The sequence below is a fragment of the Furfurilactobacillus milii genome (assembly GCF_021654115.1).
Classification (GTDB): Bacteria; Bacillota; Bacilli; order Lactobacillales; family Lactobacillaceae; genus Furfurilactobacillus; species Furfurilactobacillus milii.
On sequence record NZ_JAIWJF010000004.1, the window covers coordinates 210319 to 224837 of the forward strand.

Genomic DNA, 14519 nt, shown 5'->3' on the forward strand with positions numbered 1-14519 from the left:
CATTCTCCTTTGACCGTATCAATTCGCGGTACGACGCTAATCTAAAACCTGTTCTAAGCCAACCTTCAATTCTGTTAATGTTGTCACTTTGCTTAACGCTAACTTCACGCCAACCATAAATGACTCACGGTCATACGTGTCCTGCCGAATCGTCAACGCTTCGCCCGTTCCGCCAAACAACACTTGTTCATGCGCTAGATAACCAGGCAAACGGACTGCATGAATCGGAACATTGTCGACAATCCCACCACGCACGCCGTCCACGCTGCTTTCAGTATGATCGGAATCTGACTGTTGTTGCCGACCAGCAGCGATTGCATGAGCTGTAGCAACGGCCGTACCGGATGGTGCGTCTCGTTTATCGGCATGGTGCATTTCAATAATCTCCGCGTTTGGAAAATACTTGGCGGCCTGTTTGGCAAACTGAGTTAGTAACACCGCTGACAATCCAAAGTTGGGAACAATCAACCCACCTAGATGAGCTGAGGCAGCCAACGCTTGTAATGATTTTATTTGTGCTGTTGTTAAGCCACTCGTGCCAACCAACGGGACTAACCCGTGTTGCAAAGCCACTTCAACGTTGTTTTCAACTACAGTTGGCGTTGTAAAGTCTAACCAAACGTCCGCCTCAGGCAACTCGTCTTCCGTAGTGGCAACGACAACTTGGCTTGGCAAATGTGTGTCATTCCCGTCCGTCAGTGCAGCATGAGGATCAAACACGCCAGTTAATTCAAACCGATCATCGTTTAAAATTGTCTGGCAGCTAGCAGTCCCCATACTGCCACGAAAGCCAGCGACAATAACACGGATCTTTGACTCACTCATTTTCTATACCGCCTCCGTGTTCTCTGCCAACGGAATATCGCTTAGTTCATGAACGCCTAAACGTTGTGCTAAAACGGTTTGCTCAGTGTCATTCAGAGGAACAATTGGCAAACGTGGGTTGCCAACTGGCAATCCCTGCGCATTTAAAACGGCCTTGACTGGTGATGGTGATGGGTACATGAATAACGCAGCCATCTTTGGCATCAAATCACGTTGAATCTGGCCAGCACGGGCAACATTACCTTGTGCTAGAGCGTCATATTCCTGTCGCATCGCTGGACCATATACGTGACTGGCAACGGAAATGACGCCAGCGCCGCCCAGTGCCTTCACTAATAATGCTTGGGCATCTTCGCCACTGTAAACAGCAAAACCTGTCGGCGCATCATTAATTAGTGCTGCCAAATCTGCATCGCTACCACACTGTTTAACACCACTGATGTTCGGCACTTGTGCAAGTTGGAGAATCGTTTCGTTCGTCATGTTGACGCCAGTTCGGCCAGGAATGTTGTAAATGACGATCGGCTTAGTAGCAGCTTGAGCAACCGCTGTAAAGTGGGCAATCATGCCTCGTTGATTAGGTTTGTTGTAATAAGGGACAACGACCAACGTCGCATCAATCCCGTCAATCGCATCGACTTCCTGATTAAAAGCAATCGTCGCAGCTGTATTGTTACTGCCTGTCCCAGCGATAACGACACCTCGACCGGCCACAATCTGTGCAAAACGTGTATAAAGTTCAATCTTTTCGTCGTGTGTTAGTGTTGGCGTCTCACCTGTCGTCCCACCGATGACAAACCCGCGTGAACCAGTTTCAATGAGCATATTTGTTAATCGCGTTAATGCCTCGAAATCAATATGATCATCTTCGGTAAACGGTGTGATGATTGCTGTTAATAAATCATGTTGTTCAAACATTTTAAATTCCTCCTTGTTAATGAGAGCCATCCGGATTCTGCATCACCCGAAGTCGATCATCACTCTCTTATCATCCGATCCTCCAAAAACTCAGTAATGGCGGTGACACCCTTACTAATAGCGGACTCATCTGGCGTCATTTTGGCAGAGTGCAGAGGTGCGTGACCGTCCACCCCTAACCAAAACATCGTGCCAGGAAATTGATGCAGCATATATCCGAAATCCTCGCCGGTCATGGCCGGTGCCGTTTCAACAAAGTCCACATCTGGTGCATTTTTCATAAATTGAATGAACGGCATCGTCAACTGCGAATTGTTTTCTACCGGCAAGTAGCCGCCCTGATTCAGTTCAACATTGACTTCACACGCGAAACTCGTAGCGATGCCGCTGGCGATTGCCTGTAGCCGCTGATCAATGTGTTCAATCATCGTTTGCGTTAGTCCACGAATGGTCCCTTCTAGCCTGGCACGGCCAGCAATGACGTTACGGATACTACCGGCATTCAGTTTGCCAAACGTCACCACGCCGCCTTCAATTGGGTCAACGCTTCTAGAGACAACGGTCTGGGCTTGCATGATAAAGCTGGCGCAGGCAACTACCATGTCGTTAGCCAAATGTGGATAAGCCGCATGCCCGCCCTTGCCAACAAAGTCCACGTTGATTTCAGTCGTGCCGGCAAATAACGTGCCATTACGGCATCCAATTACGCCTGCAGGCAGCTCCGGATTGACATGCAAGCCATAAAACTCATCCGGTCGCCATTCTCCGGTAAAGGCACCTGCTTCAACGGCCAACTTGCCACCATTGTCGTTTTCTTCAGCCGGTTGAAAGAAAAACAATAAGTCGTCTTTTGGCTGATGATTCGCAAAGTAATTGAGCACCCCTAGGGCCACTGCCATGTGAACATCATGCCCACAAGCGTGCATCTTACCGGGATTTGTCGACGCATATGGCAATCCAGTCGCTTCTGTAACTGGCAAGGCATCAATATCAGTGCGGTACCCGATACACCGTTGTGGCTGGCTGCCTTGAACTTTAACCATCAAAGCGGTTGGCAGACTTGGTATGTGATGAATGGTCAACCATTGCTGAGGCATTGTTTCGATGACTTGCCGTAAATATGCGGCTGTTTGAGTTTCATGCAGTGCCAACTCTGGAATTTGGTGCAAGTGACGGCGAATATGAATTAAATCTAACGTTTCGGACATGCAGTACCAGCTTTCTTTCAGTCAAACGTGCTAGAGCTTTCGTAACGAATCTTGCAGTTTCGTTTTAGCCTGCGTTTTTGCATCGTTAACTTTAATCACCTTAGCTGGAACACCGGCAACAACGGTATTGGCTGGCACATCCTCAGTTACCACAGCACCAGCACCGACCACCGCGTGTTCACCGACATGAACGCCCTCAATAACCACTGCATTAGCTCCAATTAACACATCATCATCGATGCGGACGGGTTCTGCAGAAGCTGGTTCGATTACCCCGGCTAACACCGCGCCAGCACCGATATGACAATGCTTGCCAACAATCGCACGGCCACCAAGCACGGCACCCATATCAATCATGGAATCAGCACCAATCTCAGCGCCGATGTTGATCAGCGCCCCCATCATAATGACAGCGTGGTCACCAATCACTACTTGGTCACGAATGATGGCGCCTGGTTCGATGCGGGCGTTAACTTCGCGCGCATCTAATAACGGAACAGCTGAATTAGTAGCATTGGTTTCCACATGCGTTTGCACAATCACATCTTGGTGTGATTCAAGAAATGGTTTTACTACCGGCCAACTCCCAAACAACGTCCCCGTGTGATCTTCCATAAACGCTTCAATGCCATCTGGAACCGTCAGTTGACGTAAGTGCTCGCCACTAACAGTGACCTTGACCGGCGTTTGTTTCTTAGCAGTCGCTATCGTATGAATAATCTGTGTCGCATCTAATTCTGCCATTTGAATCCTCCTTAATGATTGAGTTACCTTACAGGGTTTCGGCAGCACTCTTCTTAAAATCCTCATCCAGCGCGAGCATGTCGCTAATAGTTTCGCGTCGGACAACGATGCTGGCCTGTTTGTGATCGATAAAAATGACGGCTGGACGTGGATTACGATTGTAGTTGCTGGCCATCGAGTAACCGTACGCGCCGGTGGCTAAGAGTGCAATCACATCGCCCGTTTTTGTAATCGGCAACGTTGCTTCATTTACTAGAATGTCGCCAGACTCACAATATTTGCCGACAATATGGATAGTTTCCTTGGACGAATCTTGCACATGATTAGCCAGTACTGGTTCGTACTCAGCCTGGTACAACGCTGGTCGAATGTTATCCCCCATGCCGCCGTCAACAGCCACATAAGGCAATAAGCCGGGGACACGTTTGTTTGCGCCAACCCGATATAAATTGATTCCTGCTGGGCCAACCAACGATCGGCCAGGTTCAATCCAAATCTCCGGCATTTCTAGGTGATGATTACCTAACCTGGCTTCAATCGTCGTTAATACGGTATCAAGCTGGGCCTCCGGTGATTGTGGATCATCACCTTCCACATATTTAATGCCGAACCCGCCGCCTAGATTTAGCACCTGGGCCGAATAGCCAAACGCCTCATGCCAATGGGTCAGCAATTCAATCAGTTTCTCGGCTGCCATTACAAAGCCGGTACTCTCAAAAATTTGCGAGCCAATATGGGCATGAACGCCACGAACCTCTAGATGATCATCTGCTAAGGCCTCTTCTAGTGCCTGATCCGCTTGGCCAGAGCCAATGTCGAAACCAAACTTACTATCGACCTGACCCGTTTGAATGTACTGATGTGTATGGGCACTAACACCGGGGGTCACCCGAATTTGGATCGCAATGGTTTCTTCACGTTCCTTTAACAACCGTTGTAATAGATGAAGCTCAACAAAATTATCAACAATAATCGTGCCAAGATGATGATCCAGTGCCATTGTCAGTTCATCCACAGACTTATTATTCCCGTGAAAACTCAGTCGAGATGCCGGAAAGCCGGCCGCAAACGCCGTTGCCATTTCACCCGCTGACACAACGTCCGCATGTACACCGAGTGGCGCCAACAGCTGATAGATTCCCTTCACGCAGAAGGCCTTAGACGCGTAACTCACGATGCCATCAATTCGATGGTTAGCAAACGTCTGTTGAAAGGCCTTCACCTGACGAACGATATCCTGTGTATCGTAAGCAACCAGCGGTGTGCCAAACTGTTCTGCTAGTTTGACGGTGTCCATACCACCGATCATTAAATGATTTGTCGTTGACTCAACTGTTGTTGTCATTTTTTTGCTCCTTTTAGTTTTTAGAAGTTATGTGCCTGTTCAAACGGTTATGCGCTTTGCCTATACGGCGATTATCTTTGCAAGGTAAACTGAAGGGCGTCAACATTGACACATAGCACGAAAAAGGGGCTCATTTGCATAGGTGCGTACGCAAAAGAGTCCCGAAAATAAATTCATTTCGTTTCTGAATGTCGTAAGCGCCCCGCGATGAATTTTTCATCACGACAGTTTGTTGATTATTCATCAACATCCCAGCCAAAGCGATGGTCAATCGTCCAGCTTCGGCAACCGCCCCTTTCATCAGTTTCTATGTCGTGACCCGACTCCGCTGATTACTCTTGTTGGTTGCAACCTCTTTTCACATTTAATTTTAATGAGCATATCGCTCTTTTCATAACCCGTCAAGTCCCCATTTGCATTTTATATTTCCAAGTAAAACGCTGTGCCAACGCGTTTACATTTATTTTCATTTAGCTATTGTAATTGAAAACTAATTCGCTATAATTGCCAGTAATCATAGAAGAGGTTGCGAAGATTAAAAGTAGCTAAGAGGAAATCGACGAGGTTAACGACGCTTAGTGAAAGGATGATTCGCCGAAACTTTGACTGACTCGTCTCAGTTAGGGTTGGGACTTGGGTTAACAGCCCAAGGACTGTCGCAACTAACAAAAAAGTTGCGGGGCGCTATCTACGACCATACATAACCGGTACTATATCGATTACGTTCGATTAGACTAAGCGCACCCAATGACCTCGTTAAACAAAGTCATTGGGTGCGCTTTTTAAATGTAATCGTGGGTGTGAATGATTTCAGTGTCGATTCCCCTTCTAACATCAAAAACAATGGTCTGTTTTGACAAACGACCGTGGTAAGCGAGGTTAGGATCGATGAAAGTAATTAAGTTTGGTGGCAGTTCTTTGGCAGATGCGACGCATTTTAATGACGTCATACAGATTTTACGAATGGATAGGCAACGCCGCGTAGTTGTTGTTTCAGCACCTGGCAAACGAAATGAGAATGATGAAAAAGTTACCGATCTACTGATTGAATACGCCCGTGCACATGGCAAGACACAACAGTCAATCGGCCAGCAAATCATCGACAGATATCAAGAAATCGCAACAGCGTTTAATATTTCGGCAGCTCAATTTAAACCATTGGCGGACCAAATTTTGACCCTACCAACGACATCATTTCGCGGCCCTGCCTTTAGAATGGCTGCGTTTAAGGCCCACGGCGAAAAGTTAAACGCCCAGTTACTGGCGCTGGTGTTAAATACACAAGGATTAAGTGCTCGTTACGTTGACCCACACGAACTCGGCTTAATTGCCACGCAGGAGCCAAACAACGCGACCATTTTATCCCAGACATACACACACCTGGCCGTTGCCCGTCAGGAGCTTCTAGCAGAAGACAAACTGTGGGTCGTTCCTGGCTTCTTTGCCTATACAACCAGTGGTCAACTTGTAACCTTTTCCCGTGGTGGCTCAGATATCACAGGTGCCATTCTTGCTCGTGGTTTGCATGCGACTGAATACGAGAACTTTACGGATGTCGATTCCATTTACGCTGCCAATCCGAACGTTGTCGCTAACCCGGCACCCATTACTAAGATGAGCTACGTCGAAATGCGAGAACTTTCATATGCCGGTTTCTCAGTTTTTCACGATGAAGCCATTATTCCAGCCATTGAAGGCCAGGTTCCCATTTGCGTTAAGAATACCAACCATCCTAGTGCGCCAGGAACACTGATTGTACCAACGAATCAGTCGCAGCCTAAGCGATTAATTACGGGGGTGGCCAGTTCCAAACGGTTTGCAGCGCTCTACCTGCATCGTTATTTGTTGAACCGGGAAGTTGGCTTCACATTAAAGTTACTCAAAATCCTCTTCCGCTACCACATTAGCTACGAACACATGCCTTCAGGAATTGACGATTTAACGATCATCTTCGATCGCAATCAAATTCCGACAGATGTCCTCCCTCGTTTGCTAGCAGATATCAAAGAAACATTGCGGCCTGATCGTCTTCAGTGGATCGATGATTACGCGATTTTGATGGTGGTTGGCGAAGGCATGCGCAATCAGGTCGGCGTCATTGACCGGATCTTGCACCCGCTAGCCACTCATCATATCGGCGTTCAAATGATCAACCAGGGGGCGTCACGGATTTCCATCATGATCGGTGTTCGGGAAGCTCAGGCTGATGACGCCGTTCGCCTTATCTACAATGACTTCTTTATCCAACCAGTTAGCTTGCCACTTCGTCAACCAGCACAGGAGGTCACTCATGGTTAATTTAATTCGTGTTCATGGCTCGGAAAATAGTTTTTACCTGCTCGATCAACGGCAACTTAAACATGCCCTCACCACGGTTGAACTCAGTCGTTTGGCACAACAAGTCAACGACACAGCACCAGCAGGTCTGGGCGAAGTAGATGGTGTCCTAGTCGTCAGTGACAGTCAGCATTCCAACGCAATCGGCCGGATGCAGGTTTTCAACCGCGATGGCAGCCAAGCAAGCATGTGTGGCAACGGCCTACGAACCGTCAGCCGCTATCTTGCAGAACAAACGCACCAAACAGACTTCCAAGTTGAAACAGATGCGGCTGATTTACCCGTTCATCAAGTCACTCCGTTTGCGCCAGATGTGCCTGCGTTCAGCGTCAGCATCCAACCCGTCAGTTTCGATGCTACTTCGATTGGCTTACATCAAATCCCGACAACGCCACTTTTAAATCAAAACACTTTGCCGTTTGCAACAAATTCCACTGCAAACTTTTCCGCTGTGGCAGTGCCAAACCCACATTTGATTAGTCTCACAGACCATAATCATCCTAATGCCTTAACAACCGCGTTTCTAGGGCAACTCGGACAACAATTAAACGGTCAAAACCCATGGTTTCCTGACGGCGTCAATGTCAGCTTTGGTTGGGAAATCAATGATACTACCCTCTTTGTGCGGACGTTTGAGCGTGGTGTTGGCTTTACAAATGCATGTGGTACCGGCATGTCGGCCACATCACTAATTTGGGTACTGACTCACCCAGCCGCTCAGTTTGGCCAACTCCTGACCATTTATAATCCAGGCGGGATGGTTCAAACGCGTGTCCATCATCAAAACGCCGCGTACACTATCGACCTAATCGGTAACGCGACCTTCACTGACCATTTGCGTTTGAGTGAAGCTGACTTACACGCTGGGAACCTCGCCAGTGCAGAAGTCGCGGCAACACAAGAAGAGACCGCCTATCATCAATTCGTATCACAGTTACCGCATTGGTCATTTGGCGATGTCCGCCCAACTGTGGACGAACACTAAGTTTGCTAAAAAGGGACCGGTTTCGCAGTCTAGCTACGAACCCAGTCCCTTCTATTGTGATAGTTATTCTCTACAAAATTGGTGACAATAGGCGTGAAAATGTTTGCTTGAACTTACGCCAATACGATTGTTGGGCGAACGTCTCGTAAGTCGTCAGTTCGCTGACGCGCATATCAGCTTCAAACAACTTAGCCAACTCCGCGGTAACTTTAGGATCGTATAGGAATGCATTGACTTCAAAGTTTAGTTTGAAACTCCGAAAATCCAAATTTGCCGATCCAACAGATGCAACCCCATCGTCAACAACCATCGTTTTAGAATGGATAAAACCGTTGCGATATTTGAAGATTTTTACCCCGTTACGAGACAACTGCTTCGCGTAATACTCGGTTGCCCGGTACACAAACGCATGATCCGGCTTGCTTGGAATCATGATGCGGACATCCACGCCACTGCCGGCCGCTACTCGAAGCGCGTCTAGGACGGAATCATCCGGAATTAAGTATGGCGACTGAATCCACAACCGTTTGCGAGCTGAGTTGATCAATCGTAAGTAGCCCATCTTAATCTGCTCTTTATCAGAATCGGGACCAGATGAAACAATCTGCATGTTGGTTTCCCCCTTCACCTTAGTGATATGGAAGAAATCGTTGGTAACGTTTAGTGGTTTGGTGCGACTAGTGGCGTTCCAATCACGAATAAACCGTGACTGAAGCCCGTAAACGCCAGCTCCAACGATACGAAGATGCGTATCACGCCAGTAACCAAACTTCTCTTTGCGGCCAAGATACTGATCGCCGACGTTAAAGCCACCGGTATAGCCAATAGCTCCGTCAATCACCACAATTTTACGGTGATCACGGAAGTTCAAACGGAAATCTACTAGCGCACTGCGCGTTTGCAGGAAGGGATATGCTTCCCCACCAGCGGCCCGTAATGGATCATAGAATTTGGGCCGCACGCCCATTGAACCCCATGAATCATATAGTACCCGCACAGCCACACCGGCTTCTGCTTTACGAATCAGCAAACGCAACAATTCGTTACCGATGTCATCGTTATAGATCGTGTAAAACTCGATATGGATACTCTGTTTAGCCCGCTCAATGTCTTCAAACATCTGGTGGAACAACACTTTCCCATCAGAAATAATGTGCACCCGGTTGTTGCGAGTTAGGAAGGCTTGATCAGACTCAATAAACAAATTAACTGTACCCAGCGCAGTGGCGGTTACATCATCCGCGTCATTTCGCTCTGATGATAACTCAGCTCGCTGGAGTGCTAGCTGCTCATCAAGCTGCAGTTGTTCCTGCTCTTGAATTTGAAATAACCGATTCTTCGGCAATCGCCGACCGACAAAGGCGTAGGCAACGAAACCGATGATCGGCAAGAACACCAGCACCAGTAGCCAGGCCCAGGTCGCTGAAATATCACGCGGTTCACGGAACACAGTAATGAACGCCAACACCGCGTTTACATAGATAATTGTTTCAAAAATAAAATGTGCCCAGTTCATCTGGATTGGTCCTCCAATACGCGTAAATGCTAATTTCATCTTACTCATCTTTAGGAAGCAACGCGACCCCTTTTTGTGGAAATTTGCTCACAAACAACTTATTGCTTTCTCATAATTTTTGTAATGCGTATAATAAGTCAAACAAAGTAATTTAGGAGGCAACACACATGTGGTCCATTTCAGGCGTCTTTTTGCCTCACGGGATTGGGTATTTCCGTTTGCTTCGACAGGCTTTGGGGCATGATTCGCGGAGCACCATCATTCTGCTACTCATCATCGTTATCATTGTCGCCATTTATCTTCATCGGCGACACTAAAGTTTAGTCTTGTGTGATTGCTTATCGTTACGGTAAACAGAGACGCCGTTTCATGGGACCGGTCTCAGCCCCTCAAAGACCGAGTGTCTTCCACCTCGCTTCGGAGCCGAAAACCACGTCTCCAAAGTCGTCCAGCAATACTAAGTGGTCAGAAAACGCCCACCAAGTATTGCCGACATGAAACTCTGTCTCTGTTTTCCTCCACTAACATAGTAAGTCACAACACTCTGAACCTTATAACATTGGGAAATTAACTATAGAGTCTAAGATGAGCTGGAGGGCGTCAACAATGAAACCAAGCCGTGAAGGTGCTGTTGGTTCGGCGATTTAGGCCGAATTTACAGCACGGACGGTCGGAAAGACTCGGATCTCCACGAGGCTCGACGGCGAGGTGAAAGACTGTGGTTTTCAGGCTTGAACCGTTCCCACGGCGATGTTTCATTGTTGACAACCGTAAGCGGGCTCTACACTCCAACAGTTAACTTCAACAAAGACATAAGTTCATAGAAAGAAGGTTAATTAACCTTGAAAATTATCCGCGCCAACATAAAACCCTTTGCCTGGGGGATCTTCTGGGCCATCTTTTCAGCGGCCGTAATGGCTGCCGCCAGTTTGTGGCAACCTAAATTGCTGCAAAACGTGATTAATGCCATCATCGCCAACAATAATCATAAAATACTAACGATTGGGATCACATTAATTGTCATCGCGCTCGTTGGCTTGATTGCCGGTGTATTGAACACCATCTTCTCCGCTAAAGTTGCCATGGGAATGGCCGCATCGATTCGGGAAATGGCCTATCGCAAAATTCAGGCATTTTCTTTTAGTAACATCGAACGCTTTTCAGCCGGTAGTTTAGTTGTGCGGTTAACTAATGACATCAATCAGGTTCAGAACCTGATTATGACGGTCCTTCAAGCCCTGATTCGAGTTCCCATCATGTTTGTCGGTGCGCTGATTCTCGCGCTGAACACGCTGCCACAGCTTTGGTGGATTATTGTGATTCAAATCGTGCTTGTTATGCTTGTCGTTCTCAGTACGTTTGGTCGGATGGGACGCCGCTTTGGGTTAATGCAGACCCTAATTGACCGCGTTAACGAGCTGGCTAAGGAAAACTTAACCGGGGTCCGCGTGGTTAAGTCATTCAATCAAGAAAATAATGAACAAAAGCGATTCAATACTGTCTCTGACAAACTGAATGACCAAAATATTGGCGTCGGTATTCTCTTTTCATTAATGATTCCCGCCTTTATGTTGATTGGGAACATGGCAGTGGTTGCCGCCATCTACTTCACTGGCGACATTGCCCAAACGCATCCAGGTGCTGTTGCCGCCATTGCGTCATTTATTAATTATCTGATGCAAATTATGTTTGCCATTATTAATGGTGGTATGATGCTCACCTTTTCTGCTCGTGCAATGGTGTCCTTAAACCGGTTAAACGAAATCATGAACACTGAGCCAGACATCGTTTACAAGAAGGATGTGCCGGAGCAAGACTTAACCGGATCTGTTAAATTCGACCACGTCTCCTTTACTTATGATGGTGATGATCAACCAACCCTGTCAGATATTTCGTTTGACGTTAAACCCGGCGAAATGATTGGCATCGTTGGTGCTACTGGGGCTGGCAAATCCACTCTAGCTCAGCTCATTCCCCGTTTGTTTGATCCGCAAAGCGGTACGGTTAGTGTTGGTGGCGTTAACTTGAAAGACGTCAATGAACGTTCACTACGTAAAACAGTCGCCTTTGTACTGCAACGAGCCATCCTGTTTTCCGGTACCGTGGCGCATAACCTTCAGCAAGGTCTTAAAAACGCGTCAATTGCTGATATGGATCGGGCCAGCAAGATTTCGCAAGCCGCTGAGTTCATTGACCGTTTGCCAAATCGCTATGATGCTAATATCGAGGAACGTTCCAGCAACTTTTCTGGTGGGCAAAAGCAACGATTATCCATTACGCGAGGCGTGATTGGCCGGCCAAAAATTTTGATTCTGGATGACTCCACTTCTGCGCTAGATGCCGAGTCAGAAAAGCTAGTTCAGGAAGCTTTGAATCATGAACTAAAAGGCACAACTACGTTTGTCATTGCAGAAAAAATTTCATCCGTAATCAACGCTAATCGCATTTTGGTCCTCGATAATGGAAAACTCGTTGGCGAAGGTACCCATCAAGAATTAGTCGCCAATAACCACTTCTATCAAGAAATTTATGAGACTCAAAAGGGAAAGGGGGAGGCCTAATGTCAGACGTTGGTCGCTCCATGCGTTTCTTCTATCATTATCTGAAACGTTATAAGATTAGTTTTACGATTGTTATTATTGCTATCATCGTTTCTACCTACTTTCAGGTCAAGGCCCCCATTTACCTGGGAAAGGCAGTCACCTCGCTGGCTAAATATGTATTCGGTCTAATGCATGGCGTCAGCAATAAAGGTGATTTTGTTCATTTTGTTTGGCTGCTTGGCCTGTTCTATTTCATTGGTGTTTTGGGAACCTTTGTCATGAACATCGCAATCACCTACATTACGGGCTACTCAACGAACCGCATGCGCCGTGGTTTGTTTGGCAAACTACAACGGATGACGATCCGATTCTTCGATTCCCATCAAGACGGTGACATTCTCAGTCGTTTTACCAGTGATTTGGATAATATCTCCAATGCACTTAATGAGGCGTTAGGTGAAATCATGGCCAACATCGCGTTAATGATTGGTATTTTGATTATTATGTTCCAACAGAACGTGCAAATGGCCTGGGTTACCATCGCCTCAGCTCCCATTGCCATCATCCTGGCTACCTTTTTAATCAACCGTACCCGCAAGTATACCGATATTCAGCAAGATGAAGTCGGCAAACTGAACGGGTATATCAATGAACAGATTGCCGGTCAAAAGGTCAACATTACCAACGGTCTGCAACAGGATTCCATCGACGGTTTTCTGCCTCACAACGAAAACGTTCGTAAGGCCACAACACGGGCGCAAACGTACTCAGGAATGCTCTTCCCATTGATGCAAGGCATGTCATTAGTCAACACGGCGATTGTTATCTTCGCTGGTAGTTGGATAGCAATGAACTCAGGCATGAGCCGTGCTGCTGCCCTTGGTTTGGTCGTTGTCTTCGTCCAATATTCGCAACAGTTCTATCAACCTATCACCCAAATTTCAACACTATACAGCATGTTCCAATTAGCTGTTACCGGTGCCCGACGGTTGAACCAGATGTTTGATGAACCGGAAGAAATCAGACCAGAAAAAGGCGCCATTATTCCTGCCGGCTCCACCAGTGCTGCACTAAATGATGTCCACTTCAGTTACGATAAAGGCCGTGAAATTCTACACGGCGTTTCCATTGACGTTGAACCAGGTAAAATGGTTGCACTAGTTGGCCCCACTGGTTCAGGGAAAACAACGGTTATGAACCTGCTGAATCGGTTCTATGACGTCGATTCAGGGACCGTTTCCATTGATAATAAGGATGTGCGTCAGGTTGACATGACAAACCTGCGTGATCACGTCGGAATCGTCTTACAGGATAGTGTCCTCTTCTCTGGCACCATTGCCTTCAATATCAAATATGGAAAGCCTGATGCCACCGATGAAGAAATGATTGCGGCGGCTAAGCAAGCCAACATTCACGACTTCATTATGTCGCTAGACGATGGCTACGATACCAAGGTCACGGACGAAAATTCCGTTTTCTCGACTGGGCAAAAACAATTGCTCAGTATCGCTCGGACCATCCTCACTAACCCATCATTATTGATTCTTGACGAAGCGACTTCAAACGTTGATACCGTCACTGAAGCGCGCATCCAAAAAGCAATGGATGCCGTGGTTCAAGGCCGCACCAGCTTTGTTATCGCTCACCGATTAAAGACCATACTTAACGCCGATAAAATTGTGGTGCTGAAAGATGGCAATGTGATTGAGCAAGGAACGCATCAGCAATTGCTCAATGAACACGGATTCTATTCGGAGTTGTATCATAATCAGTTTGTGTTTGAATAAGGATATAGACAAAAACCGATTCATATCACACTTTTCATAAGTGTTGATATGAATCGGTTTTTAAAGTTTATCAAAAGCCTTTGCAAATTTCTAACTGGGTGAAAATATTTTATTAAATGCTATTAAGATAAGGGCTACGATTGCAATAAGACCTATTACTAAAATCCAGCCACAGCCATCTTCTTCTAGCCAGCCAATTATGGGTCAACCCACCCATAACTAAAACAGCAGAAATAATTATTATGACTATTATGTCTAACATTAATTGAGAACCTCGAGATGTTATTTTACGTCTGATCCAAAAATCATTT

Annotated in this window: 11 protein-coding genes and 2 riboswitches; of the genes, 5 read left to right on the forward strand and 6 right to left on the reverse strand. The window is 46.7% G+C overall.

The window, feature by feature from the left end:
- Positions 1–36: 36 nt before the first annotated feature.
- From dapB to lysA, 5 genes are read right to left on the reverse strand one after another with little or no spacing between them, the layout of a single operon-like run.
- Positions 37–825: a 4-hydroxy-tetrahydrodipicolinate reductase gene (dapB, locus tag LDK34_RS06885; RefSeq protein ID WP_236941601.1), complete on the reverse strand. Its 789-nt coding sequence runs from the start codon at positions 823–825 to the stop codon at positions 37–39.
- 3 nt (positions 826–828) lie between these two features.
- A complete protein-coding gene (dapA, locus tag LDK34_RS06890) occupies positions 829–1743 on the reverse strand; it encodes a 4-hydroxy-tetrahydrodipicolinate synthase (RefSeq protein WP_178943280.1) in 915 nt (304 codons plus the stop codon).
- Between the two features lie 59 nt (positions 1744–1802).
- A complete protein-coding gene (locus tag LDK34_RS06895; RefSeq protein WP_178943281.1) occupies positions 1803–2951 on the reverse strand; it encodes an N-acetyldiaminopimelate deacetylase in 1149 nt (382 codons plus the stop codon).
- A 30-nt stretch (positions 2952–2981) separates the two neighbouring features.
- The gene (gene dapD, locus LDK34_RS06900; protein ID WP_178943282.1) at positions 2982–3695 is read right to left on the reverse strand and encodes a 2,3,4,5-tetrahydropyridine-2,6-dicarboxylate N-acetyltransferase; all 714 of its coding nucleotides are present in this window, start codon (positions 3693–3695) and stop codon (positions 2982–2984) included.
- 28 nt (positions 3696–3723) lie between these two features.
- The gene (gene lysA, locus LDK34_RS06905) at positions 3724–5040 is read right to left on the reverse strand and encodes a diaminopimelate decarboxylase (RefSeq protein ID WP_178943283.1); all 1317 of its coding nucleotides are present in this window, start codon (positions 5038–5040) and stop codon (positions 3724–3726) included.
- A 187-nt stretch (positions 5041–5227) separates the two neighbouring features.
- Positions 5228–5405, reverse strand: a riboswitch (Lysine riboswitch).
- A 147-nt stretch (positions 5406–5552) separates the two neighbouring features.
- Positions 5553–5736: riboswitch (Lysine riboswitch) on the forward strand.
- 192 nt (positions 5737–5928) lie between these two features.
- Between lysA and LDK34_RS06910 the strand changes: the two genes are divergently transcribed.
- Together LDK34_RS06910 and dapF are read left to right on the forward strand one after the other, a co-directional pair.
- On the forward strand, positions 5929–7338 hold the full coding sequence (locus tag LDK34_RS06910) for an aspartate kinase (RefSeq protein WP_178943284.1): 1410 nt from the start codon (positions 5929–5931) through the stop codon (positions 7336–7338).
- The gene (dapF, locus tag LDK34_RS06915) at positions 7331–8362 is read left to right on the forward strand and encodes a diaminopimelate epimerase (protein ID WP_178943285.1); all 1032 of its coding nucleotides are present in this window, start codon (positions 7331–7333) and stop codon (positions 8360–8362) included. Before LDK34_RS06910 ends, dapF begins: the two co-directional genes overlap by 8 nt.
- Positions 8363–8432: 70 nt before the next feature.
- Here dapF and cls read toward each other — a convergent pair whose 3' ends face one another.
- Complete coding sequence (gene cls / locus LDK34_RS06920; protein WP_178943286.1) at positions 8433–9878, reverse strand: cardiolipin synthase; 1446 nt, start codon at positions 9876–9878, stop codon at positions 8433–8435.
- A gap of 167 nt (positions 9879–10045) precedes the next feature.
- On the opposite strand from cls, the gene LDK34_RS06925 reads away from it, so the two are divergent.
- From LDK34_RS06925 to LDK34_RS06935, 3 genes are all read left to right on the forward strand, one after another.
- Positions 10046–10195, forward strand: a complete 150-nt coding sequence (locus LDK34_RS06925) for a hypothetical protein (RefSeq protein ID WP_017260849.1) — start codon at positions 10046–10048, stop codon at positions 10193–10195.
- A gap of 525 nt (positions 10196–10720) precedes the next feature.
- Positions 10721–12439 carry an ABC transporter ATP-binding protein gene (locus tag LDK34_RS06930; protein ID WP_236941602.1) on the forward strand — a complete coding sequence of 573 codons (1719 nt, stop codon included), beginning with the start codon at positions 10721–10723 and terminating at the stop codon, positions 12437–12439.
- Complete coding sequence (locus tag LDK34_RS06935) at positions 12439–14208, forward strand: ABC transporter ATP-binding protein (protein ID WP_178943288.1); 1770 nt, start codon at positions 12439–12441, stop codon at positions 14206–14208. Before LDK34_RS06930 ends, LDK34_RS06935 begins: the two co-directional genes overlap by 1 nt.
- The last annotated feature ends 311 nt before the right edge of the window (positions 14209–14519 follow it).

What these genes read in the sequence shown, in the direction of transcription:
- dapB (WP_236941601.1), bottom strand. Translation starts at nt 825, where the DNA reads ATGAGTGAGTCAAAGATCCGTGTTATTGTCGCTGGCTTTCGTGGCAGT.
- dapA (WP_178943280.1), bottom strand. Translation starts at nt 1,743, where the DNA reads ATGTTTGAACAACATGATTTATTAACAGCAATCATCACACCGTTTACC.
- LDK34_RS06895 (WP_178943281.1), bottom strand. Translation starts at nt 2,951, where the DNA reads ATGTCCGAAACGTTAGATTTAATTCATATTCGCCGTCACTTGCACCAA.
- dapD (WP_178943282.1), bottom strand. Translation starts at nt 3,695, where the DNA reads ATGGCAGAATTAGATGCGACACAGATTATTCATACGATAGCGACTGCT.
- lysA (WP_178943283.1), bottom strand. Translation starts at nt 5,040, where the DNA reads ATGACAACAACAGTTGAGTCAACGACAAATCATTTAATGATCGGTGGT.
- LDK34_RS06910 (WP_178943284.1), top strand. Translation starts at nt 5,929, where the DNA reads ATGAAAGTAATTAAGTTTGGTGGCAGTTCTTTGGCAGATGCGACGCAT.
- dapF (WP_178943285.1), top strand. Translation starts at nt 7,331, where the DNA reads ATGGTTAATTTAATTCGTGTTCATGGCTCGGAAAATAGTTTTTACCTG.
- cls (WP_178943286.1), bottom strand. Translation starts at nt 9,878, where the DNA reads ATGAACTGGGCACATTTTATTTTTGAAACAATTATCTATGTAAACGCG.
- LDK34_RS06925 (WP_017260849.1), top strand. Translation starts at nt 10,046, where the DNA reads ATGTGGTCCATTTCAGGCGTCTTTTTGCCTCACGGGATTGGGTATTTC.
- LDK34_RS06935 (WP_178943288.1), top strand. Translation starts at nt 12,439, where the DNA reads ATGTCAGACGTTGGTCGCTCCATGCGTTTCTTCTATCATTATCTGAAA.